Genomic DNA, 25,174 nt, shown 5'->3' with positions numbered 1-25,174 from the left:
GTTAGCGAAAAAGCCGCTTCGGGCTATGGCAGGGAAACGGCTTCTTGCCGCGCGTCACCGGCCAAAATGACGGGCTTGGCGGGGTGGGCCACGTCAAGCCCGATGCCTGCCGCCGCAAACACATCCCTAATGAAATAGTTGTAAGAAAAATTGACAAACTCCGCAGAGGTTTGCCCTAAAGAAGCGGACATCAATAACAGGAAATAGCCTTTAAAATTAGGCAAGCGCCCGCTCAATTCAAACACCGAATGTAAAAAGCCATCATTGTCCAAAGGATAGTGGATGGCGTTCACATGGGAGCTTTGCAGGGTTTCCAGGGAATATTCGTCGCTTGGGTCGGGTAAGCTGACCGGCTGGTTTATTTGTTTATTCCTCAATTCAAAAACATAGTCACAAAGGTAATCGAAAAACACGATAGTGAACCGGGACGGGGGCAACTTGATTTTGTCCAAGGCATTAATGGCCAGCTGGTATTTCGCCGCATTGTCATGGCCTTCAACCCGTCTGAAACTGCTTAGGTATAGGACTTTTGCGCTTTCGTCTAATGACCGCTGTTTCTGCGTGGCAAACTCCTGGATTGTCAAGAGGTTCAGTTTGCTATGGTTGGGTAACGCGCCTTTGGATAAAGCCTCGTTAAACCGATGGTAGATAGGCGGGTCACAGACCAGGTAAGTGTTTTCAAAGGGCAATTGCTGGAATTTCTGGTCCAGCACCCGGAACTTGAATTCAATCTCTTCTCGTGTAAAACCTCTTTTGTTGCCATACTGTTGGATGGCATCGGTGATCATCAGGTACGCATACATGCTGAAATGGTTGGCGCTGTCGACCGTCAACCTGTCCATGCAGACCTCTTTAAGGAAGCCCACATCAATGATATGGTTTGGGTAACGGCTGGAAACATCGTCATAATTCCAGGTCGGGTGCCGGTATCGCCCGTCTGCCGTGTATTTATTGTCCCGCCTGTTGGCGAACTCCCTACCCAACAAATCCCAAAATAGAAAACTGATTTTGTCACCGAAAACCCCAATCAATTGGTTTATTGTCGCCAAGCTTTTTTCATACAATTTGGCATCATTGTCGACATTTATCAGATCCTTTTCGACACCATTGGCATTCTTCGCTTCGGTTTTTGCAAAGGTTTTATTGCCAAAACGAAAATCACCGACGATGACAAAAATATGATCGTAATTGACGGAGCTTAACTGCTTGAGGAAGAGCGGATGCCATACCGCCATGCCATCCCGCCCCCAAAAATCAACTTTTAACGACAGTTCAGGCAATATGTTGGCATTGACCGCATGCTCCAGCCGCTTGACGTGGCTGGGCCCGATCACCAGCATTTTTTTAGGCATGGGCGTACCTCAAAGGCTGTTCCAATGGCTTTTGGCGATCTTGCAGAAGCGCTTGCGCTTCTTTCACGGCAACTTGGCTCAAGCATTGGCCGATTATCGTTTCCAAGCGTTGTTCATCGTGTAACGTCAGGTTTTTGTTTTTCCTTTTTAGGTGTAGCCAATCCGTCAATAAAGCGAATTCTTTTTCAAAGTCATGCTGTTTGGAATCAAATGGCCGTTTCACCACTCCTGAGGCCATCAAGGTTTGTGAAATGGCCTCGAAATCCACTAGGGACACTCTGGCGTTACTCTTGATGACGCCATCGAAATAATGGCCATCAATGTCCAATACTTTATCGATCAGCGGGTATTGTGGATTGACCTCGGCTTTTCTACGGTTCAGATAAAACACTTTTTCCGGCACATCAGGGCATAACAGCAAGGTGTGCAAGCCGCTGCCGACAAAGCCGATGGCATTGCGTGCGCCGCAGAAGAGCTGGATTTGTTCCTTGACGCTGAGGGTTTCTGGGTAAACCACCGTCACGCCCTCCGCTTTAAGGTAATTTTCAAACTCCGCTTCGCCGCAGATGATGTTGCCTTCGTGGTTGGTGCTTAACCTGGAGCGGGAAAGGTAAATGCTCCCGTTTTGCTTAAGCGGATAATTTTCGCCAAGAGACTGTTTCACCTGCAATGCCATTTCCAGGTAATGGTCGACGCTTAGGTAATCAAACCAACGCATGCCGATTTTGGGGACTACCAGTTTTTTGAACGAGGTTGTTTCCTGGACCAAAATAATCCGTCCCAATGGGATGCCCAACAGTTCAAAAATCGACCGCATGTAAGCGGGCAGCCCGTCGGCTTTGGATATTTGCGGGTTGGGCAGTGTAAAGACAATAGGCAATGTGGGAAACCGCTGGAAAGCTTGGAAGCGTGCCAAGCTTTCGATAATAAAATGGCCGTAATGTTCGGTTAACATGCCGCCGTATAAACACTCCGTATCAATATGGCGGGTGGGTTTTGTGGTCAGGGTCGGGTCAGCCAGTTGGTACACGCCAAACGCGCTGCTGCTTAAGGCCGAGGCTTCCAGTTTGCCGTCCTGGTGATAAACGCCGCCAATCACCCGTGCCCGCATGACGGCTTTGAAGAAAGGGGGGAGCCGTTTGATGTTTTCGACAACGGCATTGTCCAGCACGGTTTCTGTCTGCGGAAAAATCGCCGGGTCACTTTCGGGGGGCAGTTTCTTGGCGATAAACAGGCTCCTGCCATCGGCGGGGATACGGTAATCATCGCCACGTTGATGCCTAGGCGCATTAAATTCGTTTTTCCTGGCGATGATTGCCGCCAGCGCCAATTTTGACAGCGATTCTTGGCTTAGTTTTAGGGGGCTGCCAGGCAATTCAAATTGGCCTTCCGGATCAAAACTCGCGCGTAATTCGCTGCCGACCCTCAGGTTCCTGAGCAAGGACAAGGGCAGCGCCCCTGAAGAGAACCCGTAAAAACCGCCGTCACCGCCGTCACCGAACTGGAAGTCCGCCCATAATTGGTTGGCGGTGGCCGAGGCGATCAGCTGTTTGCCGGAAAACAGATAAACCGGGACCTTATGGTCCAGGTCGTTAGGGTTGAGCGCCCAGCCGCAAAGCCTGCCGGACAGGCTGACACCGTCAAAATTGCCCTGTAATTGTCCCGTCCGGAGGGGCGCCAAGCCAGGGTTGGGGGAAGCGTCTTGTAGTGTGGCCAGGCTAGGGGTTTGGTTCAGGCAATAATTCGCCATTTCTTCATACCGGGAGAATGCCGTTGTTATTAAGTCGTCAGACAGGATCAAATGAAAAAGCACGGCGAAACCTTTGCCGCTAGGGGTGAATGAGCCGCCAAATTCGACCATGCCATTGGCTTTGTCGAAAACAATGGGGCTTAACGGTTTGACTTGGAAAGGCGCGAACGCTTGTTCTATTGATCCTGCATAACCTTCAGCCGATTTGGGCAGGAATTTATTCCTATATTCAGGGCGTTTGGAAATGGTCTCGCGGGCCCACTGGTCCCAAAAAATGACGTAGGCTTGATCGCCAAGATTTAGCTTTTGGATGGCGGCTTTTTCTTCGGCGATTTTGGCCTTGATGTGTTCCGGGCCTTCGTCCTCAAAATGCAGGCCGGAAAAATAGGCTATGCGGTCATAATCGCCTTTTGTCGCTTGGCTGGTTTTTAAATCAACAATTTCCCAACTTGGAGGCATCGAAAAATAACCTGTCCGCACCGCTTTCGCCAAAGCATCAAAAGCAATTGAATCGCCAGTGATTTTGACCCGGTACTGTCCGGCGTCCGGTGGGAATAACAAATGGCCCCAAGATTTAAAATCGGCACAAACCGACCCGTAGGCTTCCAATGCCGTTTGCCCGTTCAGCACATGGCTTAAAAATGCGTGGCCTTTGAAAGTCGGGTGGCCGCTGGCGTCCAAGAAAAAGCTGTGGATAGGGAGGGGCATCAACGGCAAGGTGTCTATGGCCACATCGCTAAAGGTTTCAACCAAATCCGCCAAATTCCAGACCGGATGCCGGTAGTTCCCACGGCCGCCATAACGCCCTTGTTCAAGGCTTTGAAATTCCCGGTACGTCAAAGACCAAAACAGGATGCGCAGTTTTGGGCCCAACCGGGTACGCAAATCCCCCAGGGATTTTATGATCAGCCCTAAGAGGATTTTGTCGTTTTCATCAGAAATCAATTCCTTGGCGATATTTAGAAACTTACCCGAAGTGTCACCGGTTTGTAGGAATTTTTCGTCCAGTAAAATGCGGTTGCCATGCCGGAAATCCCCCAACAGCAGAAAAATTTCATCGACCTGGTCTTCGGCTTCCGCGATGCCAGTGCGGATGAAATCGCCCCAAATTGGCATTGCGCCCAGGCCGATAAAGGTGATGTCATGGTAAGGTTTGGGTATTTGCCCCGTTTTAATGGCGTGTTCCCACCACGAAACGTGGGATGAACCGACGATGGCTATTTTTTTAGGCTGTTGCATAAGCGGTGTTCACCTGATGTTCGATGGGGTTAAGGCCGATGGCTTGATGATTGCCCGCCAGCTCGCGGCTAAGCAACGCTCCGTACAATTTTTCACCCAAGGCAAAGTCCTCTTCCCAATCAATATCGAAGCCTTGTAGGGAAGGCGTTTCAAAAAGTAGCGGCTGGTGGCCGACGCGGTCTTGCAATTGGGTCATCAAAGGTTTTTCAATGACAAACAAGGCGCTGTTGACGAGGAATATTTTTTCCAAATCCTGGGTGCGCGGCCACCGCTTGACCTTACTGTCATGGCTGATCCACGCCCTGGAACGCAAGGCGAAGGTTTGGGCGACGTCTACGGCCATTAAACTATCGGCGGTTTGGTTTTGCAGGGCTAGTGCGTATGCGCCTAGGGCCTCATCATAGAGCGCGGCGCCGAACAACGGGGAGGTGACGTGGGTCCATGCGATGATGTCCGTATCAACGGTGTTGCACAAATAGCCGATCAGCCCCTGTAGCGAATCATCCGAGGCATATTGGTCGGGGCGGCGGTCAAGGAGGACGGGTTTGCCGATGCTGCCCTGGATGGACTCCACAAACGCAACCACTACCGGATCGTTCGTGGTCACGAGAATTTCGTCGATCCTGGACGTGGCCGCCAGTTGTTGCAGTTTCAGCTCCAGTAAACCGTTGGCAAAATTGGCAAAAGGCCGGGTGTTTTTGTTGGTAACGCGTTGGCTACCCTTGCGGCAAGGGATAATTGCCGTTACTTTTTTGGTGCTCATTGCTTTCACCTCAGGAAATGTCAGTCATGAATTTGATAGGGTGGCAGTTTGCCGGCCAGCGCCGGGGCTGCTTTTTAGTGGCTTAGGGTAGGGCGCGCCGCCACATCAATAACCGGCCTGCTTGGCCTAACCAAGCCGTCCATTAACTCGCCTGCACCATGGCATACACAGACCGCACCGGAATCCGGTACAAGGTCGGGGCCAAGCTGACTAAATGCGGGACATTGGCGACCGACAGATATTCGATAATGGTGGTGGCGTTTTCGTCATTTTTGGCGTGGGATGATTCGCCGCCGCCGCTATAGCCATCGAAGCCTATCAACATGACTTCTTCAGCGCCGCATTCCACCGCCGCCGTCAGGCCCAGTTGGAGCGGGCTGGGTACGGATACGCCGGCAATTTCTGAAATCGAAAACAAGGACGCAGGGCTCACTTGGCAGACCGTGCCGACGCTAGGCACGCTGCCGGAAAAACGCGGCGGCGGCGGCACTATCCAGCAAGCGATGTCCACAGCCAACGATTCCAGCCGTGCGCCAGTGATTTTTTGGATTTCATGGCCGGACAAGGCGACGCAGTGCCCGGTCAGGTCAGAGAAATATTCCGTCGATTTGAGGCTGGTGTGGAAGATGACCGTGTCGTCAGGATCGAAATGTTCCATGACCGATGCCGCCCGTCGGGCGCTGTTGCCACCACCGATCAGGATAAAACGGCTGCGCCCTGACGTGGCGGTAAAATCGGAGAACTTGGCGAATGAGCCGTTATCGGAACTGTCATGCTCCACCAGCTTGTTTTGCAAGGCGCCCATAACCACGGCCGGATCGAAACGGTCTTTGATCAGCCAGTCCATGACCTTGCCTTGTTCCTGGCCGGACAGGCTGGAGTACATATATGGCAACGATGTCCCCCATTGGTACAGGCTATGGAGCTGCGCCATCCTGTCCATGAACTTGCTCAATTCAAAATAAGGGATCTCGGTTTCCGTGGCGATGCCGATATAAGTCAGCATCAATTCGGTTTTCAGGTTGCCTGCGCCACGCCCCATACCCATGAACGTGGCATCGACTGAAATGGCGCCCGCTTGTAACGCGCTTAAGGCATTGGCAAAGGCCAGCCCGGCGTTGTCATGGCCATGGAACCCCACATTACCGGAAAAAATGGCGCACGTACGGCTTACCGAAGCGGCGACCTCGTCGGGGAAGCAGCCGCCATAGCTGTCCACCAATGCTAAACAATCGAGATCCTTGACGTCGGCAAAAGGGCTGAGCACCTCGTCCAACCTATCGCTCCATTTGCTTAAGTGCATGATGTTCAAGCCACATGAAAAACCGTGGGCAATAACTTTTTGGTGCAGGCGTAAGGCCCGTAAAATTTCGTTCGGTGCCACGGCAAACCGGATAAGGTCAACAACGCCTGTAATGTCGGTGAGGAACAGGTCAATGGTGTCTTCACTCACGTCCTTAAGGTTAAACATCAAAGCGAGCCGTTGGTCGGGACGCAGCAGTTGTTTGGCTTCGAACAGTTCCTGTTTGGAAAGATAGAAGAAACGTCCGAAATAGCTGTCTTTTTCAGGGCTGCGGTAACCAATTTCAATGTCATGTATCGGGCTACGGGCGACCAGTTTCAGGTACTCGTTGACGAATTCCGCATCGAATTCCCATTGGGTGTAGTAACCGCCATCCCGCAGGGTGCAGTCGAGGAGCCGGGTTTGGTTCGATAATGTTTTCATGGCGGCATACCCATTTAGTGGTGGTCTTGGTGAGCCTGCATTTTTTGCAAAGCTTGCATAAAAAAAGGCGGTGTGGATTTTTTACAAAATTCAAACCGTTCAAATATTGTCTGAAAATTAATCTGAAGTTTCGATGACGCTTTCACCGGGGCAAAACGTGATTCCGGAGGTAATTTATTGCGGGTGCAGGCCAACGCGGCGTTGTACGAAGCTTCGATGATATGCAGGAATTTGCGGCAATCGCTCATTTGGCCTAAAACCCAGCTATTTTGCGGATGCAGCAAATCAATCATGCCGTAACGGCCGGCATTGACCGCGCCAATGAACAGGCTGGCGGCTTCGTCAAAATGCCCATACCATGCTTTGATGAGCCCGCCTTGGAATAACAGCAAGGTATAATTCTGATGCACCATAGGGTTAAAACTAGGGTGCACAATCGTTTTCAGTGCGGTGTCGACAACATTGCTGGCCTGGGTGATTGATCCTATGGACAGTAAAATGGTGGCCAAGACACTGGAGCTGGAGACAAACCAGCGGAAAGCCGCCGCGTTATGGATGCTGACTTTCTCCACATAGTAACGGTAGGTGACATTGACGATTTCGATGATATTGGCCCTCTCGTCGAGCTTATCGCCAATACGGTAGCAAAGTATGGTGATCAGCCCGCCGAAATTCTGGTTTTCAAGCGGCAACACATTCAAATAGGCATAAGCCACGACAAACAAGTCATCATGCGAATAATTGCGGGCGGCGGCGTTGAACAGGTTATTGGTCAAATAAACATTGTCCTTAAGTTTTTCCCTGTCGAGCTGGTAGCGCAGGAACAGGTCGCTTATGTCAAAAGTGTCCTCATCAAGCGCCAAGTGCACTTTGGTCAGCCAAGGGATACGCACGCTTTGTATGGGGAACGCCACCGCCAACCGGCCATTGGTGTCCGGTTGGGCGATGCATTCGATAACAAAATCGTTATGGTCATGGCAAGTGACCCGAAGCCCGCAGCTACTGGGGACTATCCCGTTAGGGGGATCAATCTCAAGGATGAATTCGCCTCCGCGTAACTTTATAGTCGGTTTAAGGGCAATACTGGAAATGTCGGTCATCTTCAAAGGCGCGGGGTAGGGGTTAGATTTCTGCCAAGGCAAACTGCGTTGTTTTTACCACCGCCACGGCTTCCTGACCGACCATTAATCCTAGTGATTTCAATGAACTTGTCGTGATGACGGAGGTGATGATCCCGGCGGCAGTATCCAGCTCAACTTCAGAAAGGACATCACGAGTATGGATATTCCGAATTTTGCCTCTGATTTGGTTGTTGCTGTTCGTTTCAGACGTATTCATAAGTTTTCCCTCAGGTGGTTAATATTTGAAGCTCCAAGTGATAGACAGCAATAATAGTGCCAGTGATTTTTTCAATATAAATCAGTTTGTTAATTGTTTTTGGGGTTTATGGGATTGCTGGTATATCAGCAGAGTGTGTTGAATTGGTGTTGAAAAAACAGCAGTTTGGCGGGGGGTTGAAAAATGCCCGTAGCTGGCCATGGCGGCCATAGGGGGGCTAAATTTGCTATATGAAGGGTGGAGTTGTTGGCGGATGCCGCGCCTTGAAAGCATGCTTAGGCAGGGTGGATAGGAAGGGCGGTGGCCGTCCCTAGGGCATAAAGGCGATGGCACCAACAGTAAGCGCATTAAGCACCCCGATATAATTCCATAACAAATTGATTTTATTTGTTATCTTAACGGCATTGGGTTTTGGGCCTGCGCCATGGCGGTTATATGGCCTATCCGTTGAGGTCTAGTGCGCCATCCCCAAGGGGCTTTGCCGGCCTGGTCATCAGTGGTCTTGACCCGCCAACATCAATTCTTCAATGAAATGCTGGCTGTATAAAGGCAGGTAGTTTTGCTTTATATAAGCGATCTTCGTGGTCGATAACGGGATCAGGTGCGACAAGTCGCGGGCCATTAAATCCTGGTCAATTTCGGGGTCATAAGCCATGCCCGCAATCAGGCCAATCCCCATGCCTAAGCGGACATAGGTTTTGATCACGTCGGTATCCGCGGCGGCGAGGATAATATCCAATTTGCAGCCCGCTTGTTTAAAGGCGGTTTCAATATTGGAACGTCCGGTAAAGCCAAAGCTGTAAGTCAATATCGGATAAGCCGCCAGCCGTTCACAGCTGAGCTCGCCGTCGCATAAAGGGTGGCCTTTGGGCATGACCACGCTATGGTGCCATTGGTAACATTGCATGGTGACCAAATCAAAATCGGCATCCACTTTTTCGGTGCAGATGGCGATGTCGGCTTTATGCACATGCAGTTGGTGGATCAGTTGTTCAGGCGAGGCCTGCACCATGTAAATCCGCACCCCGGGATATTTGAGGCGGAAGCGTTGGATGGGTTTGGGCAGGAAATACTTTGCTTGGGTGTGCGTGGTGGCGATGTGGATGGTGCCTTGGTTGCTGTCGAGGAAATCAGCGGCAAGGGTTTGGATGTTCAGCTTGGCCTGGCAGATCGACGCCACTTCCGTCATCACCCGTTTGCCCAGGGGCGTCAACGCCACCAGCTTTTTGCCGCTGCGCTCGAACAGCGGCGAGCCCAATTCTTCCTCGAACAGTTGCAATTGGCGGCTGACCGCCGATTGCACGACATGCATTTTCTCGGCGGCTTTGGACAGGTTCAGTTGGGTTTCCTGCAAAACCCGCAGCAGTTCAATTTGGCTTAGGTTCATAATGTGCTTGTGTATCTTATTTTTTGTGCAATGGCCAGGGCCGGGTATTTATATCAATTATTCAGATATTAAAATCTAATCATATCGTTTTGATTAAGATAACTATGCCTTTACTATGTTTCCCGACAACAAGACCTGCGCAATATGGCCATAAGCATTCCGTGTTGCCGGGTGGAATTAATTTAAAACAAAAAAATCAGGTTAAACATCATGCCATTACAACAGCTCGTAAACCATTTCAATGACCGGTTCGAAAACGAACATCATTCCAGCCTGCACCCGTTTATTTTGGAAAATAACCGCGTCAGCGGGCTTTTTGGCCCTATCCGTATCAGCAGCACCTTCACGCCAGTCCGTTCTGCTGAAAATCTTGACCTCCTTACCGGCCATATCGCGCAGTTATCGGTGGCGCCTTATGATGATTTTTTGCATGCGCCGAATGCGTCCCAACAATCGTTGGTGGACTTCCAATCCATCATTAATCTCGACCGCTTGTCCAGAACGGTACATATGTTGAATTACCTGCCCTTTTCGCATTTGGGCGGCGTGCTGTTCCTGGATGTTGACCCGCGCCATGTGGTAGGCGTGAGCAGCAACCACGGGGCCTATTTTGAGGAAGTGATCGGAAAATGCGGGCTGGCCACGAAAAATGTGGTGATCTCGGTGGCCTTGAACAATTTTTACGCCTTGCATCATGATGAGATCTTGGAAGGCTTACAAAATTATCGGCAACGCGGTTATCAGGTGGCGGTCAACATCGGCCATTTATACACGGCGAATGGATTGGTGGATTTGATCACCAAGTTGTCCCCCGATTTTCTGCGTGTCAACGCGCCTGGTTCGGGGCAGGGCGATCTGGATGTCCAAATCACCTGGCCGTCCGCACTAAGTTCATTGAAAGAATTGGCGGATTTGGTGGGCGCACAGACCGTCCTGCAACAAGTCGATGAAAAGGAACAGGCCTTCATCGTTTCATCCATGGGCTTTAGTTTAGTCCAAGGCCGCTATTACGATTTGCTTTCAGTTGACCATTTACGGTGCTTGTAACCGGCAACCCGAGTTATCCCTCTCTCCGTCCCTCCTCTTGGCCCTCCTGAAAAGAGGGCTTTTTTTTGCCGCCAACCACAGGATCCAAAGCCAGCTTTGAACCCCTGGTCTTATCCTTTAATGGAACCAATGCGCATTGCGGATGCGCAAGCTCACTTTGTCGCCCCGGTGCAAATGTAAGCGTTTGAATTGTTCGTTGGGCATTTCGGCATAGACGGTGGCGCTTTCGCCATGGGCGGCATTTTTGACCAATTCGATACGGATCAACGCCCCCAAGTGTTGCCAGTCTTTTAAAACCGCGTGTGCGGAGGCTTCGTCGCTGGCTTTTTCCACCTCTATATCATGCGGGCGGACATGGGCGATCTTGCCGTTTTGGTCGTTGACGGGCAAACCTGAGGTTTGCAGCCAGATGGCGTCGTGGTCGTCAGGGGCAAAAATATTGGTCTGCCCGATAAAACGCGAAACGAAGGCATTGGCGGGGTGGTCGTAAATGTCGCTGGGTGCGCCTTGTTGCTCGATGCGGCCATGGTTGAGCACAACGACTTGGCTGGCGACTTCCATCGCCTCTTCCTGGTCGTGGGTCACGAAAATGCTGGTCACGTTCAGTTCGTGGTGCAGGTTACGCAACCATTGGCGCAAATCTTTGCGGACACTGGCATCCAAGGCACCAAAAGGTTCGTCCAGCAACAGCACGTCCGGTTCCACCGCCAATGCCCGCGCCAACGCAATGCGTTGGCGTTGCCCGCCCGACAGCTGGTCGGGGAAGCGGTCATGCAGCCAATCCAATTGCACCAGCTCCAACAAGGCATGGACTTTTTTGGCGATGTCAGCCTCGCTAGGGCGATGCTTTTTAGGTTTGACACGCAGGCCGAAGGCGATGTTGTCGAATACGGTCATGTGCCGGAACAGCGCGTAATGCTGGAACACAAACCCAATGCCGCGATGGCTGACGTGCTGTTCGGTCTTGTCTTCGCCGTTCAGCACCACACGCCCTGAATCGGCTTGTTCAAGCCCGGCGATAATGCGCAGCAAAGTGGTTTTCCCGCAGCCTGAGGGGCCGAGCAGGGCGACCAGTTCGCCTTCGGGGATTTCCAGGTCGATGTTATTCAATGCGGCGAATTTGCCGAAATTTTTGGTGATGTTAGTCAGTACGATGCTCATGGTGTGTCCTCGCAATGTAAATCTTATCGGTTTTTCAAGACCTGGAAGGTTTTTTGGGTAGTTTAAAAATTAGGTGATCGTCCACGAAAGGCATGAAAAGTTTTGGCTTTTTCTGTGAGCGGAACAGGGTATCCAGACCCTTAATATTTCAACATCCCTATACGTGCCCAAAACGTTACGGAACGGGTTAAAAAACCGTTCCGGCCCAATCCCATAAATCATGCAACACCGCAACATAGGGCTATAAATTGGCTTTTTTCGTGGTTTTTGTGTTTTTCGTGGACAAGCCGTCAGTATCAGCCATCAATGCTTGCCTTGCCGCCATTCCAAAACCGATTTCAAAACCAGCGTGACAATCGCCAAGCCCGCCAAAATCGAGGCGCTGGCGAACGCGCCGACAAAATCGTATTCGTTGTAACTGACCTCAACATGCAAGGGCAGGGTGTTGGTCATACCACGGATGTGGCCGGACACCACCGACACCGCGCCAAATTCACCCATGGCCCGCGCATTACAAAGCAACACGCCATACAGCAAGGCCCATTTGATGTTCGGCAAGGTGATTTGGAAAAACATTTGCCAACCGTTCGCGCCTAAGGACAAGGCGGCTTCCTCTTCTTCGCTGCCCATCTCCTGCATGAGCGGGATCAGCTCGCGGGCGACAAACGGGAAGGTGATGAATAGGGTCGCTAGGACAATGCCGGGGACGGCGAAAATGATCTTTAGGTCATGGTCAGACAGCCAAGGGCCAAACCAACCTTGGGCGCCAAACAGCAGCACGAAAATCAAGCCGGAAATGACGGGCGACACCGAAAACGGCAAGTCAATCAAGGTCGTCAACAGGCTTTTGCCGGTAAATTCAAAACGCGTGATGGCCCACGCAGCACAAAGGCCCAACAAAGTGTTAAGCGGTACCGTGATCAGCGCGGTGAGCAAGGTGAGGCGTAGCGCGGCTTGCGCGTCCGGTTGCCCCAATGCTGACCAGTAAGCGCTCCAGCCTTTGGCAAAAGCTTCCGTGATGACTATCCATAACGGCAGGCATAAAAATAACAGGATGAAACCTAGGGCAATGGCGATGATAGTCCATTTAAGCCAAGCCGGGTCGTGTAAGGCGCGTTTCGTGATGGTTTGGGTGTGGGTGACGGCATTCATAGTCTTATTCCCTTAATTTAAGGTTGAAAATTGTCCACGAAAGACACGAAAAGCACGAAAATTTTGTTTGTAAAATAATTGGTTGCTTAGAAAATACAAAAAAATTAACTGTTGTTGGTAATGGTTAAACCGAAAATTGCTTTTCGTGCTTTTCGTGGACATCATTTTTTCAAAGTTGTCCGGAACGTTTGCGTACCCAAAGCTGCAATAAATTGATGACCAGCAGCATGAGGAAAGAAATCACCAGCATGGTCAGCGCAATCGCGGTGGCTCCAGGAATATCGTATTGCTCCAGTTTGGTGACGATCATCAACGGGACAATTTCAGAAACGTAAGGCAGGTTGCCGGCAATGAAAATGACCGAACCGTATTCGCCGATACCCCGTGCAAACGCCAGTGCGAAGCCCGTCAGCAGGGCGGGTAGGAGGTTCGGGAAAATGATTTTGATAAACACCTGCAAGCGTGTCGCCCCCAAACTGGCCGCCGCTTCTTCCATAGAGGAGTCAAATTCCTGCAACACCGGTTCCACGGTGCGCACGACAAACGGCAAACTGATAAAAATCAACGCCACGACGATACCTAAAGGCTTGTAGGCGACCTGCACGCCGAAGCCCTGCATCAGCCATTGCCCGATCAGGCCATTGGGTTGGTAAATCGTCGCCAACACGATACCGGCCACCGCCGTTGGCAAGGCGAACGGCAAATCTATCAGTGCATCAAACAGACGTTTGCCTGGGAAGGAGTAACGCACAAACGCCCAGGCAATGATAAAGCCAAAAAAACTGGCGACGCTCGCGGCGATCAGCGAGGTGGTGAAACTGACCCGGAAAGAGGCCACCACCCGCTTTTGGGTGATGATATTAAAAAAATCCTCGACACCGAGTTCCAGGCTTTTGAAAAATAGGGTGCTTAAGGGGATCAGCACAATTAGGCCTAAATACGCCAGCGTAAATCCTAATGTGGGCTTAAAGCCCGGCATGATGTAACTTTTTCTCATGGTTTAACCTTCGGTTTTGTGGTCAGGTTAGGGGAGGCTTGACGCTGTTTCAGGATGCCGGAACGGGGTTAAAAATCCACTAGCTCAAGATAAAAAATTCGTCCACGAAATGCACGAAATGCACGAAAAAAATGTAGGCTGAAATTTCGTGATTTTTCGTGCCGTTCGTGGACAAATTGCTTTTATTTAAGGCACATAAATCTGGTCAAAAATACCGTTGTCATCAAAATGCTCTTTTTGCACCGCATCCCAGCTGCCGAAGCGCTCTTTGATGGTGAACAGTTCCAGTTTTGGGAATAAGGCAATATCCGCCGCATCGGCGTATTTGGGTTCAATCGGGCGGTAGTAATGTTTGGCCGCCAATTTTTGGCCGGCCGGTGTGTACAGATAATTCAAATAGGCTTCCGCCAAATCTTTTGTGCCGCGTTTGTTGACGACAGTATCGACCACCGCCACAGGGGTTTCGGCAAGGATGCTGGCAGGCGGCGCGACAATTTCAACTTGGTCGCCGCCCATTTCTTTAATCGCCAATAACGCTTCGTTTTCCCAAGCCAGCAACACATCGCCGATGCCGCGTTGCAAGAAGGTCGTGGTTGCGCCCCGTGCGCCGGAGTCCAGCACGGGTACGTTTTGGTAGAGTTTTTTGATGAATTCCTTGGCCGCGTCTTTGCCGCCGTATTGTTTTTCCGCAAACGCCCACGCCGCCAGATAGTTGTACCGCGCCCCGCCGGAGGTTTTGGGGTTGGGGGTCACCACAGACACGCCTTCTTTCACCAGATCATCCCAGTTTTTGATGGCTTTGGGGTTGCCCTTGCGTACCAAAAACACGATGGTGGACGTGTAGGGGATGCTGTTGTTGGGCAAGCGGCTTTGCCAGTCTTTGGGCAATAACTTGGCTTTGTCGGCGATTTTGTCGATGTCGTAGGTGATCGCCAGGGTCAACACGTCAGCGTCCAAACCGTCTATCACCGCACGCGCCTGTTTGCCGGCACCGCCGTGGGATTGTTGGATGGCGACGGTTTCGCCCGTTTTTCCTTTCCAATATTGGGTGAATTCTTTGTTAAAGTCCTGGTACAGTTCGCGGGTGGGGTCGTAGGAGACGTTCAACAAGGTCCGGTCGGCCAGGGCGGCATTGCCGGCCAGCAGGCCGGCAGCCAATACGGCCAATTTGAGTTTGGATGTAAAGTTCATGTGTTTTCCTTAAAATCAATCAGAGGTAAGAATTAAATAGCCGTGAGGCTAGTGCTTAAAATACGAGCTGCAAACGGGTGGCGAAGGTCTTGTCATCAGGGCGGTTAGCGCCGGATGCGGCGCCGCCGCCAAAAGTGGTTTCTTCATAGTCCGCCATCAAGCGTGTGTTGTTGTTCAGGAACCAGTTAAAACCCACTGCCCAGGCACTGGCTTGGTGGATGAACCCGCTGGACTTCAACAATTGCCCGGTGCTCTTATCAATGGTCAATTCACTAAAACGGCCTGCCAGCTGTAACGCGCCCCAGCGGCCTTTAAACGGATCAAATGCCGTCCGTGGCTTGACGCTTTGGAAGGTGTTGTTTTCGCCCGTCAGCACATAAGAGGCTTGGATTTGCCAGGCCGAGTTGTCTTGCCGGATTTCTGGTGTTGCCGGGAGTTTGCTGGTGGCATCAAGCCCCACCAATTTTTGCGACGAAAAGACATATTCGCCCATCAGGCCATAAGGGCCGTAATACCAGTAGGCTTGCGGATAAATCCGGTAATGGTCGCCATTGGAAGCGACACTGCCCACGCCGGTATTCACCTTGGTGTAGTCGACGATATTGTTTTGGCCTAACGCGGTCCTGAGATTTTTAACTTGGTTAGTGTTGTTATCAGGCAAGTCATAGCTGGCGGCGATACCGACACCTAAGCCATCCAATTCGTCTATGCCGGAATTCTGGAAGGGATGCACCCATAAACGCCCCGCCACTTCTTTGTTGTCTTCGCCCACTTTGTCGGCATCGGCACCGCCGTTGTCCCCGCCGCCGTTAAACACCCCGACTTCATAAGTGGCGAAGTTCTTGAAATCAATTGGGCCGGCGTACTCGGCCTTTTGTCCGGGCGCACCGAAACTGCCATGCAATTTGACGCCGTTGTCGCGGTTGCTGGCAAGATAAGTGGGGTACGCACGTTCTAAAAACGTGCCATCGGAATCGCCTTGCAAACGTTCCAGGCTCAACGGTGTTTTTTGCCGGCCGACATTCAAGGCGGCATAGTTCCAATAATGCACGTCGACATAAGCGTCGGCTAATAGGGTGGTGCCGTTACCAAAATCAGGCATGATTTTAAAATCGTTGTATTTCCAAAAACGGCCTTCCACCCAGATACGCGCTTGCCTAAGGTCGAAACGGTTGTCCAGTTTTGGTGTGGAGGTGTCATCAATAAAAAAACGCGCATCCGATTGCACTGAACCGCGCAGGCGCACGGAATTGTCGCCATCCGCTGAAGTGAAGCTCACGCCTTTGCTGCTGACTTCCAGTTTGGGTGCGGTTTTTGCCGCTTCTAACGCGATTTCTTTGCTGACTTCGTTTTGGCGTTCGAGGATTTTTACTTTTTGGTCTAGCGCTTGGACAACCGGATCGGGTTTGCTAGGTTTGGAGGGGGCGGTAAGCCCGGGATTTACGCTTAGCCGCTCTTCAAGCAAACGCAGGCGTTTTTCCAGCATCTCAATTCTGCGGTCTTTTTCGTCAGCGGTTGCAGTGTTTATGGTGGTTACAGCCAGCAGGCCGTTAATGGCCGCCGCCAGCAGTAAACGGTTTTGATTTTTCATAATTTCACCTTGAGGTAATTTCCGGTTATCCGGTTAATTTATGGGCCCGGTTGTCCGGTTTGTTAAGCTGTTAACTTTCATGATTTTCATGATAATAATCCTCGGTTGTCCGCTAGATTTAAGCTGGGTGCTTTAGGTGGGGGATTGTCTACAATGCATCAGGACGCAATTTTTCTTTCCGTTCAATCTGCACGATTTTGCTGTCGTGGACGACAATTTCAACGGAGCCATACCGTATGTTTTCCAGCATGTGTATGATTTGACGGGCAATATCAGCATTGCGCTGCTTTTGGTGGTGATTGCTGTCAGTTCCAGTTGCCATGTCGCTAATCTTATGTGGTTTGATCAGATTGATTGTCTGTATAAAACGGACGGCCGTTTTGTTGGAAACTAGGATAAGCAAATCGTTAATCATAATGAAACGATAATATTAGATATTAATATCTTTTTATTAGATAAGCTGGTTAAGGATTAAACTGGGGCTGGCGGGCTTTGGGGTGGAGGCCACCATGACCACGCCCAATGGGCTTATGGGTCAGAAAAGGGTTGGCCATTTATTTAGAAAATCGCTGGTGATAAAAATGGATTTGCCTAAATTGCAGGCAAATGCCAATCACCAGAATTTTCTTGTATGGGTGCCGATGATGGCTTGTTAGGGATAAAGCTTATTGGACGGGCCGCATTAGGCTAAGCAATTGTAGGCCATTAGGCCAAAGGCTAGTGCCACACAGATAGATAAATGGGGGGTGTCGTTTTTACGGTACCCGCTTGGGAAGGGCACGCCTGGTTAAGTTGGCGCGACGGCCATGCCGTTGGGTGGTTTGCGCGGAGGCAATGACGTTGGGATTATTGTTTTAAGGTAATGGTGATGCCAAAGGCTGTGTAAAAATAAAAAGGCTTCCAACTCGTTTAACGGCTGGAAGCCTTTATTGTATTAAGCCCTGTCGGTAAAAAGGCTATTCGCATGACAGGTGCTCTGCAGGGCCTCGTTTATGGTTCAATTTAACATTACTGGCAACCGCAGCGGTTGCGAACAGCGTGGATGAGATGATAAATTCACCGGACACAAAGCCCAGCAAGCCAGTGACAAATACCACCCCGATTAAAACGTCTTTGTAAAATTCATTCATGAGTCTAACCTCGTATTGAGTTAATAAAATTATTCATACTGCAACTCAAATATAAGGTAGGTTTGTATTGTTTACAATGACACTATAATTATATGCATTGTTTCATGATTGATCTTTTTTAGTTCATATTAGATTCAGATTGGCTAACTGATCCCTTTACCTGCCTTTGCTTGGCAGGCCCCCATAGCTTTTTGCAAAATTCGCTTGTCAGGCTGATAACCGTTGTTGCCAACTGCCTATTTTTATTTTCAATTCTGCAATATCCAAGGTCGTCAATTGCCGTTGCTTTAGCAGGTGTTTGCCCGCGACCCAAACATTCGTCACTTGTTGGCGGCTGGCGGCGTAGACGATTTGTGAAACGGGGCAATACACAGGCTGGGTTTCCAGATGGTTTAAGTCAATGGCGATCACGTCAGCGGCTTTGCCGACCACCAACGAGCCAATTTCCTGATCCAAGCCCAAGGCCTTGGCGCCGTTGATCGTCGCCATTTGCAACGCCGCCATTGCCGGAACGGCGCTGGCATCATCGGCAACGGCTTTAGCCAACAAAGCCGCCGTGCGCATTTCACCGAGCATGTCCAAGTCATTGTTGCTTGCCGCCCCGTCCGTGCCTAGGGCGACATTGATCCCCGCCGCCAAGCATTGGCCCACCGGACAGAAGCCGCTGGCGAGTTTCAGGTTCGATTCGGGGCAATGCACGATATGTACGCCTGTTTCTGCCAGCAAAGCGATTTCGGCGTCGGTCAGTTGCGTCATGTGCACGGCGAGCAGGGCAGGGCCTAGCAAACCCAATTCCTGTAGGCGTTGCAAGGGGCGTTTGCCGCTGTCCGCTAGCGCTTGTTCGACTTCATGCCGGGTTTCGTGGACGTGGATATGGATAGGCGTCTGCAGTTTTTGTGATAGCTCCAGCACTTTTTGCAAAGGCGCGTCAGAAACCGTGTACGGCGCGTGGGGTGCGAAGGTTGTGGTGATTAAGGGTTGCCCGCGCAGTTCTTCATACAAAGCGAGGGCTTTATTGATATAAGCGTCGCTGTTCTCCGCCCAAATTGTCGGAAAATCAAACACAATCAGGCCGATACTGGCGCGTATGCCATGTGCGATGGCTTGTTGCGCCGTGATGTTGGGGAAAAAATACATGTCGTTGAAGCAGGTGGTGCCTCCTAAGAGCATTTCGGCAATCGCCAGATCCGTGCCGTCTTTGACGAATTCTTCGCCCATCCATTGTTGTTCCAAAGGCCAAATGTGGTTTTGCAGCCAATCCATCAGCGGCAAATCGTCGGCTATGCCCCGTAACAAACTCATCGCGGCGTGGGTATGGCTATTGATGAACCCCGGCAATAGCGCATGGTCGGGCAAGTGTTCGGTTTTAGTGGCTTGATACTGGGCCTGTGCTTGCCCGCTAGGCAACAAGTCGATGATCCGGCCTTGATAGATGACCAGCGCGTGGTGTTCCAGGGTTACCGAGGCGGGCTCCACAGGTATGATCCAGCGGGCGTGAATGACGGTGTCGGCTTGCATGAGGGGGTTCCTGAATGGTTAAACGTAAGGTGGGAGGATTATAACCGCTTTAATTGGCCGTCCGGCTTAGCGGAATGTCCGCGGCCAATGTGGGGGCGTTGTTTCGGGCTAGCGGGTAAGCGCACAAATCTTGATCCAGCTCAATTTTTTTACGGGGTTTTTTGTTTAAATATTGCCACGTCGACGGAAATCAAAAAAACTTTTAATCTTGATGAGGAGAACACATGATGAATGAAGTAAAAGAAAAAGATAATTTTTGGTTTATTGTGGGTGGCATTGTTGCGGCTGCGATTGCCGTCATGGTCACCATAAAAGGTAGTGAACACGGCAAATATGAATCAACTGCCAAAGCCATCGCTGAAGATAGCGCCAACGCATCCGCCTATAACAAATAGGCTGTTTTGCTTCATTGCCCACTGCCGGGTATAGCAATTATGCTTTGGACAGTGGGTGCCGGACAGCGTACCAATCCGTTGTCTGGCACACGGTAAGAACCTTTAGAAAGATATTGCTGTAACGGACTTTCGTTGTAACTGTTGTTATTTAAATCTTCCACCTTCAAGCTGTTTAGCCCTAGTCTTTATAGAAGCTAAACAGCTTTTTTTTGTTTGTTATTTTTAACTGCTTGGCTTTAATCTCAATGATTTCAAGCGACTGGAAATGATGGACGATCCGGCTGACCGTTTCATGGGCGATGCCCAGATGATTGCCAATCTCTTCCCTCGACATGCTCAAGCGGAATTCCAGTTCCGAGTAACCGCGTATTTTCAGGCGTTCGGAGATATGCAGGATAAAAGCGGCCACGCGCTCCTCCGCCGAACGGCGGCTTAGCAGCAGTTTTTCCACCTGGATATCGAATTGGTTGCAAGAACGTTGCAGCAATATTTGGTAAAAACCGGGTGTGCTAAGCGTCAGGGTTTCAATTTGCCGGCTCGTCAGATGGCAGAAATTGACGGTTTCCAGTGCGATGGCCGTGCAATTGTGTATTTGTGCCGATACCCCGTCAAACCCCAACAATTCCCCGGGCAAAATGAAGTCCACGATGATTTCATTACCGTTCCGGTCAAAACTCAACAATTTTGCGGTGCCTGAGCGCAATGCGATAATCCCCCTGAACGGGCTGCCGGAGTGGTATATCGCCTCGCCTTTTTGGCGTATATTGTTGCGGTTGACCAATAGCTTGAGTTCACCGACTTCCGACCGTTTCATGCCCTTGGGGATGCATAATTTATCAAGATTACAGTTTTCGCAAGTGATCGCAGTTTTGGTTGCCAGTGCATTCGACATGGTTGGGTCTGTCCTTAGGGATAAGAAGAGCAAAGCACATGATATAGGGCCAATCTACCAAAAACTAAACTTGCCCACAAGCGCAAGCCATACTGTATCGGGCCGACTTTATGGGGTGGGGTTGCTTCCATGCGTTAAGGCGGCTTTCACAGCCATAGGGTTTTTGTTGCATAATTTAAGGCTATGGCGTTAATAGGCGAAGCGCTTAAATAGTGCGGTTCCGGGAAAATGCCAGAGATGCTGTCGTACAAAAGGACGTGCCTGAAATGATTGGCAGCCAGAATTCGATTACCCCTTTATTCTTTTAAGTTCTTTTTAATCAATGACTAAATTAACCGTACAAGCCCTGCAATGGACAGGCAATGCTTTAAAAGTGCTGGACCAACGGCAATTGCCTGAGACAGTCGCTTATGATATGTATGACGATGCCGCTGGCGTGACCGAGGCGATTGCCACCATGCGGGTGCGCGGTGCGCCGGCGATTGGGATTGCGGCGGCTTATGGGGTGGTGTTGTCGGCGTATCGGCATTATCACGCCAGCCCGGATGATTGGCGCGACAAGGTGGTGGTGGATATGGCGATGCTGGCACAGTCGCGGCCTACGGCGGTGAATCTGTTCACGGCCTTGGCGACGATGGGGCAAGCCCTGAATGCAAGCACCGGAAATCCATTGGCGGATTTGTTGGCGTGCGCCGAGCGGATCCACGCCGATGACGTGTCGGCAAACCACCGCATGGGCGAGTTGGGTGCGGACGTGATCGGGCAGGTAAAAGGAATTTTGACGCATTGCAACACGGGGGCGTTGGCGACAGGTGGTTATGGCACGGCTTTAGGCGTGATCCGCAGCGTCGCGGGGCGGCAAACAGTGGCGGTTTATGCAGGTGAGACACGCCCATGGTTACAGGGTGCGCGGCTGACGGTGTGGGAGTTGGCGCAAGAGGGCATTCCGGTAACTTTGATCGCCGATTCGGCGGCGGCATGGCTGATGAAGTCCGGCGCGGTAGATTGGGTGGTCGTCGGTGCTGACCGCATTGCCGCCAATGGTGACACCGCAAATAAAATAGGCACTTACGCGCTGGCGGTGTTGGCCCGGCAACATGGGGTAAAATTTATGGTGGTGGCGCCGACGACAACGATAGATTGGGGGATCCAATCCGGCGCAGAAATTGAAATTGAACAGCGTGACGCGCGGGAATTATTGCCCGCTTGTTACCACGCGCCGGAATCCTTGATCAGTGCGTGGAACCCGGTGTTTGATGTGACTCCGGCGGCCTTGGTCACGGCGATTGTGACGGAACGCGGCGTGGTGTTGGAACCTTCTGAAACAACTATGGGAAATTTACGATGATAGTGTCTAAAAAAGCAAACAATCCATTGATAGCGGTAGGCTATTTTTTCAAAGGGCTGGGTTTGTTGGCCCACCCTACCTTGCGCCCATTTGTGCTGATGCCCTTGCTGATCAACTTTTTAATTTACGCGGTGGCTTTGGTATTAGGCTACTACACCATCAACGGATTGATACACCAGTTTATCCCAGACTGGCTGAATTGGTTGGGTTGGGTGTTATGGCCTTTGTTTTTTATTTGTTTTTTTATCGCCGGGTTTTTCACCTTTACGGTATTGGCCAATATAATCGCCGCGCCTTTCTATGGCAAACTGGCGGCGAAGGCACTGGCATTGGCCAATGGGGCCGATGCGGTGGTGGTGGAAGAACTGCCCCTAGCCAAAATTATGTCGGCGGAATTCACGCGTGCGCTGTATTTGGTCATCCGCTCCGTACCCTTGCTGATATTGTTCTTGATCCCGGGGCTAAATATTGTCGCGCCATTTTTATGGGCGCTATTTGGCGCTTGGGGGATGGCGTTGGAATATTTGGCGTATCCGTTGGAAAATGCGGGAATATTGTTTCCTGAACAGAAACAACTGGCAAAAAATATCCGCTTGGGGGCATTAAGCTTTGGCGGTGTGACCATGCTGGGTTTGACCTTGCCGATACTGAATGTTGTGGTTGCGCCGGCGGCCGTGATAGGTGCGACGCTTTATATCAAAGCTATCCGGGAAAATCAGGACGCGGGTTGAATAGAACGTTATTTGAGGTATATTGCTAAATATTGCCCATTTTGGGGCGTAATGGTTTTGTAGCCCTTTTCCGGCTGGCTTAACAAGTTTAACTCCAAAACAATAATGCTTATTTTTCATCTAAGGCCTTCAGGCCGTTTGAAAGCAGTGCTGGTGTTTGCCCATTTGCTGGCATTGTGTGCAAGTTTCGCAAATGCCTTACCACTATTGGTGCAAGGTTTGGTGGCGCTTGCGCTGGCGGCCCATTACCGGTTAGCCGTGGCGGGCGGTAAATTTAAGTGGCAAACACTTAGGCATAGTGAAGCGTTGGGATGGGAAATGGCAAATTCGGATAGGTTTGTTGCGGTGCGGATATTGCCGGACACGGTCATTACAATCTTTGCATTATTTTTGCATATTGAAATTCAAGATAACGATACCCATATCAACCGTTCAAATGTGTTTAACGGTATTAAGCTAAAGGACAGGCATACCTTGTTGATATTGCCTGATAGCTTGGGTCGGGACGGCTATCGCGGCCTTGTCGTTAAACTGAGAACCACCTATAAAATTAAAAGCAAGTCAGCGGATCTATTGGTAAAATCTGTTTAAGCAACAAAGAAGCACGCTTTTTTTGCCAGATTATGATTTGTATTGACTGATATTTGCAGTTATCTTAACCAGCATTTCTATAAAAATAAGGAGAAATCGGATGTCAAAAGGCCAAAATTTGCAGGACAATTTTTTAAACACACTCAGAAAAGAACATACTCCTGTATCCATTTTTCTTGTCAATGGCATCAAGTTGCAAGGTAAAGTCGATTCCTTTGACCAGTACGTCATTATGCTGAAAAATACCGTCAGCCAGATGGTTTATAAACATGCCATCTCCACGATAGTGCCCAGTAAGGCCGTCAAGATGATACGCGAAGGTGAGGAAACCAGTAGTGAAGAATAACGCCCCATTTTTTACCCGTCCATTTTGTCTGACCAATGAGGCACTAATTGTTTGACCGTCCCGATTCAGGTGAACGGGCTGTTCTTGTTCATCTGACCTTTCATTCCGGGCAGGAAGATTTATCAGAACTTAAAGAACTGGCTAAGTCAGCCGGAACTGATCCTGTCTATGTTGTCACTGGCAGCCGTAAACGCCCCGATGCCAAATATTTTATGGGTACGGGTAAGCTGGAAGAGCTAAAAGCCGCTGTCCAGAGCTATTCAGCCGATGTCGTCTTAGTCAACCATCCCTTGTCGCCCAGTCAGGAACGCAATCTGGAGAAATATCTGGAAGTGCGTGTCGTTGACAGGAACGGCCTTATCCTGGATATTTTTGCCCAACGGGCGCAATCTTTCGAAGGCAAGTTGCAAGTCGAATTGGCTCAGCTCAAGCATTTGTCCACCCGGCTGGTAAGGGGCTGGACGCATTTGGAGCGGCAAAAAGGCGGTATTGGTTTGCGTGGGCCGGGCGAAACCCAGCTCGAAACCGACCGCCGTTTGTTGGCGGTGCGGATCAAGCAAATCCAGCAACGGCTTGATAAAGTCGAAAAGCAACGCCATCAAGGGCGAAGCCAACGGAAGAAGGCCGAAATACCTACCGTCTCGTTAGTGGGTTATACCAATGCCGGAAAGTCCACGTTATTTAACCAACTCACGGGGGCGGACATCTACGCGGCCGACCAATTGTTTGCAACGTTGGACCCGACCCTGCGCAGTGTGCGCTTGGCTAACAATAGCGAGATTGTCCTTGCCGATACCGTCGGTTTTATCCGCCATTTGCCGCATGAATTGGTCGCGGCGTTCAAATCGACTTTGCAGGAAGCCAGTGAAGCCGATTTGTTGCTCCATGTCATTGATGCCCATAGTGATGACCGTGACACGATAATCAATCAGGTCAACCTGGTTTTAACCGACATTAAAGCGGATAACGTCAGGCAAATTGAAGTGTTCAATAAAATTGACTTGCTGGAAGGCATGCTTCCGCATATTGATCGGGACGATGCCGGCAACCCCATCAGGGTTTGGTTGTCGGCAGAAACGGGGGCAGGGCTGGATTTGTTGGTGCAAGTCTTAGTTGAGTTGTTTGCCAGCACTAAAGTGACCCGCCGTTGCTTTTTAACCCCCCGGCAAGGCGATATCCGTGCCAAATTATTTACTTGCGCAAAAATAATTGACGAGCATATTGATGACCTGGGTGCCAGCCAATTGGTCATTCAAATGGACGTCAAGCACTTGGGGTTGTTGAAAGACGTAAGAAATGAAGAGCTTTAATGCCAATGCCCCAGTGACATAGGGCAAATAAGCGCTTACCCCGTGTTTTTCGTCTTTTCAGTTATTTACGTTAGAATACCAGGACACTATTGCTAGGCATGAAAAATGGCTCGCATCAAACTTCCTACGGCTAAATGGGTTGGATTGGGTTAACGGGCTTTATGTTAGGTTAACCCGCCCCCTTATTCCGGATGGGCAAAGTCGGAAATGGATTGAAGC

General features: G+C 50.5%; 24 protein-coding genes. 8 read left to right on the top strand and 16 right to left on the bottom strand.

Features of this window, described 5'->3' with window-relative positions:
* Positions 1–23 precede the first annotated feature (23 nt).
* The 7 genes from METMI_RS0122270 to METMI_RS0122235 all read right to left on the bottom strand — a co-directional run bounded on the left by METMI_RS0122270 (position 24) and on the right by METMI_RS0122235 (position 9,555).
* Positions 24–1,352 carry a hypothetical protein gene (locus METMI_RS0122270; protein ID WP_019868514.1) on the bottom strand — a complete coding sequence of 443 codons (1,329 nt, stop codon included), beginning with the start codon at positions 1,350–1,352 and terminating at the stop codon, positions 24–26.
* Positions 1,345–4,341 (bottom strand): glycosyltransferase family 61 protein, encoded by a 2,997-nt coding sequence (locus tag METMI_RS0122265; RefSeq protein WP_019868513.1) that lies wholly within the window; start codon positions 4,339–4,341, stop codon positions 1,345–1,347. Before METMI_RS0122265 ends, METMI_RS0122270 begins: the two co-directional genes overlap by 8 nt.
* The gene (locus tag METMI_RS0122260) at positions 4,328–5,104 is read right to left on the bottom strand and encodes an acylneuraminate cytidylyltransferase family protein (protein WP_019868512.1); all 777 of its coding nucleotides are present in this window, start codon (positions 5,102–5,104) and stop codon (positions 4,328–4,330) included. The genes METMI_RS0122265 and METMI_RS0122260 overlap by 14 nt, the downstream gene beginning before the upstream one ends.
* Positions 5,105–5,246: 142 nt before the next feature.
* Positions 5,247–6,830 (bottom strand): beta/alpha barrel domain-containing protein, encoded by a 1,584-nt coding sequence (locus METMI_RS0122255; protein WP_019868511.1) that lies wholly within the window; start codon positions 6,828–6,830, stop codon positions 5,247–5,249.
* Between the two features lie 14 nt (positions 6,831–6,844).
* Positions 6,845–7,930 (bottom strand): hypothetical protein, encoded by a 1,086-nt coding sequence (locus METMI_RS0122250; protein WP_019868510.1) that lies wholly within the window; start codon positions 7,928–7,930, stop codon positions 6,845–6,847.
* Between the two features lie 22 nt (positions 7,931–7,952).
* Complete coding sequence (locus METMI_RS0122245) at positions 7,953–8,168, bottom strand: TOBE domain-containing protein (RefSeq protein WP_019868509.1); 216 nt, start codon at positions 8,166–8,168, stop codon at positions 7,953–7,955.
* A gap of 493 nt (positions 8,169–8,661) precedes the next feature.
* A complete protein-coding gene (locus tag METMI_RS0122235) occupies positions 8,662–9,555 on the bottom strand; it encodes a LysR substrate-binding domain-containing protein (RefSeq protein ID WP_019868507.1) in 894 nt (297 codons plus the stop codon).
* Positions 9,556–9,765: 210 nt separating this feature from the next.
* On the opposite strand from METMI_RS0122235, the gene METMI_RS0122230 reads away from it, so the two are divergent.
* On the top strand, positions 9,766–10,602 hold the full coding sequence (locus tag METMI_RS0122230; protein WP_019868506.1) for an EAL domain-containing protein: 837 nt from the start codon (positions 9,766–9,768) through the stop codon (positions 10,600–10,602).
* A 117-nt stretch (positions 10,603–10,719) separates the two neighbouring features.
* On the opposite strand, the gene METMI_RS0122225 is transcribed toward METMI_RS0122230, so the two are convergent.
* The 6 genes from METMI_RS0122225 to METMI_RS25055 all read right to left on the bottom strand — a co-directional run bounded on the left by METMI_RS0122225 (position 10,720) and on the right by METMI_RS25055 (position 17,016).
* A complete protein-coding gene (locus METMI_RS0122225) occupies positions 10,720–11,763 on the bottom strand; it encodes a sulfate/molybdate ABC transporter ATP-binding protein (protein WP_019868505.1) in 1,044 nt (347 codons plus the stop codon).
* 303 nt (positions 11,764–12,066) lie between these two features.
* The gene (gene cysW, locus METMI_RS0122215; RefSeq protein WP_019868504.1) at positions 12,067–12,915 is read right to left on the bottom strand and encodes a sulfate ABC transporter permease subunit CysW; all 849 of its coding nucleotides are present in this window, start codon (positions 12,913–12,915) and stop codon (positions 12,067–12,069) included.
* Positions 12,916–13,084: 169 nt separating this feature from the next.
* On the bottom strand, positions 13,085–13,912 hold the full coding sequence (gene cysT, locus METMI_RS0122205; RefSeq protein WP_019868502.1) for a sulfate ABC transporter permease subunit CysT: 828 nt from the start codon (positions 13,910–13,912) through the stop codon (positions 13,085–13,087).
* Between the two features lie 186 nt (positions 13,913–14,098).
* Positions 14,099–15,103: a sulfate ABC transporter substrate-binding protein gene (locus tag METMI_RS0122200; RefSeq protein WP_019868501.1), complete on the bottom strand. Its 1,005-nt coding sequence runs from the start codon at positions 15,101–15,103 to the stop codon at positions 14,099–14,101.
* Positions 15,104–15,158: 55 nt separating this feature from the next.
* Positions 15,159–16,694, bottom strand: a complete 1,536-nt coding sequence (locus METMI_RS0122195) for an OprO/OprP family phosphate-selective porin (protein ID WP_019868500.1) — start codon at positions 16,692–16,694, stop codon at positions 15,159–15,161.
* A gap of 148 nt (positions 16,695–16,842) precedes the next feature.
* Complete coding sequence (locus METMI_RS25055) at positions 16,843–17,016, bottom strand: YezD family protein (RefSeq protein ID WP_083930521.1); 174 nt, start codon at positions 17,014–17,016, stop codon at positions 16,843–16,845.
* 187 nt (positions 17,017–17,203) lie between these two features.
* On the opposite strand from METMI_RS25055, the gene METMI_RS27300 reads away from it, so the two are divergent.
* The gene (locus METMI_RS27300) at positions 17,204–17,350 is read left to right on the top strand and encodes a hypothetical protein (RefSeq protein WP_019868498.1); all 147 of its coding nucleotides are present in this window, start codon (positions 17,204–17,206) and stop codon (positions 17,348–17,350) included.
* Positions 17,351–17,650: 300 nt separating this feature from the next.
* Here the strand turns inward: METMI_RS27300 and METMI_RS27600 are convergent, their stop codons facing one another.
* Together METMI_RS27600 and METMI_RS0122175 are read right to left on the bottom strand one after the other, a co-directional pair.
* Positions 17,651–17,824, bottom strand: a complete 174-nt coding sequence (locus METMI_RS27600; RefSeq protein ID WP_019868497.1) for a hypothetical protein — start codon at positions 17,822–17,824, stop codon at positions 17,651–17,653.
* A 207-nt stretch (positions 17,825–18,031) separates the two neighbouring features.
* Positions 18,032–19,342, bottom strand: a complete 1,311-nt coding sequence (locus METMI_RS0122175; RefSeq protein ID WP_019868496.1) for a TRZ/ATZ family hydrolase — start codon at positions 19,340–19,342, stop codon at positions 18,032–18,034.
* 224 nt (positions 19,343–19,566) lie between these two features.
* Here METMI_RS0122175 and METMI_RS27295 point away from each other — a divergent pair, with 224 nt between their 5' ends.
* A complete protein-coding gene (locus tag METMI_RS27295) occupies positions 19,567–19,737 on the top strand; it encodes a hypothetical protein (protein WP_019868495.1) in 171 nt (56 codons plus the stop codon).
* A 178-nt stretch (positions 19,738–19,915) separates the two neighbouring features.
* Here the strand turns inward: METMI_RS27295 and METMI_RS0122165 are convergent, their stop codons facing one another.
* Positions 19,916–20,629, bottom strand: a complete 714-nt coding sequence (locus tag METMI_RS0122165; RefSeq protein ID WP_019868494.1) for a helix-turn-helix domain-containing protein — start codon at positions 20,627–20,629, stop codon at positions 19,916–19,918.
* A gap of 322 nt (positions 20,630–20,951) precedes the next feature.
* Between METMI_RS0122165 and mtnA the strand changes: the two genes are divergently transcribed.
* The 5 genes from mtnA (at position 20,952) to hflX (ending at position 24,955) form a co-directional block, all read left to right on the top strand.
* Entirely contained in the window at positions 20,952–21,977 is a 1,026-nt protein-coding gene (gene mtnA, locus METMI_RS0122160) for an S-methyl-5-thioribose-1-phosphate isomerase (protein ID WP_019868493.1), read from the top strand.
* Positions 21,974–22,708, top strand: a complete 735-nt coding sequence (gene cysZ / locus METMI_RS0122155; RefSeq protein ID WP_019868492.1) for a sulfate transporter CysZ — start codon at positions 21,974–21,976, stop codon at positions 22,706–22,708. Before mtnA ends, cysZ begins: the two co-directional genes overlap by 4 nt.
* Positions 22,709–22,813: 105 nt before the next feature.
* Positions 22,814–23,299 carry a protein YgfX gene (locus METMI_RS0122150; protein ID WP_019868491.1) on the top strand — a complete coding sequence of 162 codons (486 nt, stop codon included), beginning with the start codon at positions 22,814–22,816 and terminating at the stop codon, positions 23,297–23,299.
* A gap of 100 nt (positions 23,300–23,399) precedes the next feature.
* On the top strand, positions 23,400–23,645 hold the full coding sequence (gene hfq / locus METMI_RS0122145) for an RNA chaperone Hfq (protein ID WP_019868490.1): 246 nt from the start codon (positions 23,400–23,402) through the stop codon (positions 23,643–23,645).
* Between the two features lie 47 nt (positions 23,646–23,692).
* Complete coding sequence (hflX, locus tag METMI_RS0122140) at positions 23,693–24,955, top strand: ribosome rescue GTPase HflX (protein ID WP_019868489.1); 1,263 nt, start codon at positions 23,693–23,695, stop codon at positions 24,953–24,955.
* The last annotated feature ends 219 nt before the right edge of the window (positions 24,956–25,174 follow it).

The organism is Methylovulum miyakonense HT12 (assembly GCF_000384075.1).
GTDB classification, from domain to species: Bacteria; Pseudomonadota; Gammaproteobacteria; order Methylococcales; family Methylomonadaceae; genus Methylovulum; species Methylovulum miyakonense.
This window is presented reverse-complemented; position numbering and strand designations above follow the sequence as displayed.

Excerpts from the sequence above, each read along its gene's own strand:
- METMI_RS0122165 (WP_019868494.1), bottom strand. The coding sequence starts at position 20,629 with ATGTCGAATGCACTGGCAACCAAAACTGCGATCACTTGCGAAAACTGT.
- METMI_RS0122255 (WP_019868511.1), bottom strand. The coding sequence starts at position 6,830 with ATGAAAACATTATCGAACCAAACCCGGCTCCTCGACTGCACCCTGCGG.
- METMI_RS27600 (WP_019868497.1), bottom strand. The coding sequence starts at position 17,824 with ATGAATGAATTTTACAAAGACGTTTTAATCGGGGTGGTATTTGTCACT.
- METMI_RS0122195 (WP_019868500.1), bottom strand. The coding sequence starts at position 16,694 with ATGAAAAATCAAAACCGTTTACTGCTGGCGGCGGCCATTAACGGCCTG.
- cysZ (WP_019868492.1), top strand. The coding sequence starts at position 21,974 with ATGATAGTGTCTAAAAAAGCAAACAATCCATTGATAGCGGTAGGCTAT.
- METMI_RS0122270 (WP_019868514.1), bottom strand. The coding sequence starts at position 1,352 with ATGCCTAAAAAAATGCTGGTGATCGGGCCCAGCCACGTCAAGCGGCTG.
- METMI_RS0122225 (WP_019868505.1), bottom strand. The coding sequence starts at position 11,763 with ATGAGCATCGTACTGACTAACATCACCAAAAATTTCGGCAAATTCGCC.
- METMI_RS0122175 (WP_019868496.1), bottom strand. The coding sequence starts at position 19,342 with ATGCAAGCCGACACCGTCATTCACGCCCGCTGGATCATACCTGTGGAG.
- cysT (WP_019868502.1), bottom strand. The coding sequence starts at position 13,912 with ATGAGAAAAAGTTACATCATGCCGGGCTTTAAGCCCACATTAGGATTT.
- METMI_RS0122250 (WP_019868510.1), bottom strand. The coding sequence starts at position 7,930 with ATGACCGACATTTCCAGTATTGCCCTTAAACCGACTATAAAGTTACGC.
- METMI_RS27295 (WP_019868495.1), top strand. The coding sequence starts at position 19,567 with ATGATGAATGAAGTAAAAGAAAAAGATAATTTTTGGTTTATTGTGGGT.
- METMI_RS0122230 (WP_019868506.1), top strand. The coding sequence starts at position 9,766 with ATGCCATTACAACAGCTCGTAAACCATTTCAATGACCGGTTCGAAAAC.
- mtnA (WP_019868493.1), top strand. The coding sequence starts at position 20,952 with ATGACTAAATTAACCGTACAAGCCCTGCAATGGACAGGCAATGCTTTA.
- METMI_RS0122150 (WP_019868491.1), top strand. The coding sequence starts at position 22,814 with ATGCTTATTTTTCATCTAAGGCCTTCAGGCCGTTTGAAAGCAGTGCTG.
- METMI_RS27300 (WP_019868498.1), top strand. The coding sequence starts at position 17,204 with ATGACCACGCCCAATGGGCTTATGGGTCAGAAAAGGGTTGGCCATTTA.
- METMI_RS0122200 (WP_019868501.1), bottom strand. The coding sequence starts at position 15,103 with ATGAACTTTACATCCAAACTCAAATTGGCCGTATTGGCTGCCGGCCTG.
- METMI_RS0122260 (WP_019868512.1), bottom strand. The coding sequence starts at position 5,104 with ATGAGCACCAAAAAAGTAACGGCAATTATCCCTTGCCGCAAGGGTAGC.
- METMI_RS0122265 (WP_019868513.1), bottom strand. The coding sequence starts at position 4,341 with ATGCAACAGCCTAAAAAAATAGCCATCGTCGGTTCATCCCACGTTTCG.
- METMI_RS25055 (WP_083930521.1), bottom strand. The coding sequence starts at position 17,016 with ATGGCAACTGGAACTGACAGCAATCACCACCAAAAGCAGCGCAATGCT.
- cysW (WP_019868504.1), bottom strand. The coding sequence starts at position 12,915 with ATGAATGCCGTCACCCACACCCAAACCATCACGAAACGCGCCTTACAC.
- METMI_RS0122235 (WP_019868507.1), bottom strand. The coding sequence starts at position 9,555 with ATGAACCTAAGCCAAATTGAACTGCTGCGGGTTTTGCAGGAAACCCAA.
- METMI_RS0122245 (WP_019868509.1), bottom strand. The coding sequence starts at position 8,168 with ATGAATACGTCTGAAACGAACAGCAACAACCAAATCAGAGGCAAAATT.
- hfq (WP_019868490.1), top strand. The coding sequence starts at position 23,400 with ATGTCAAAAGGCCAAAATTTGCAGGACAATTTTTTAAACACACTCAGA.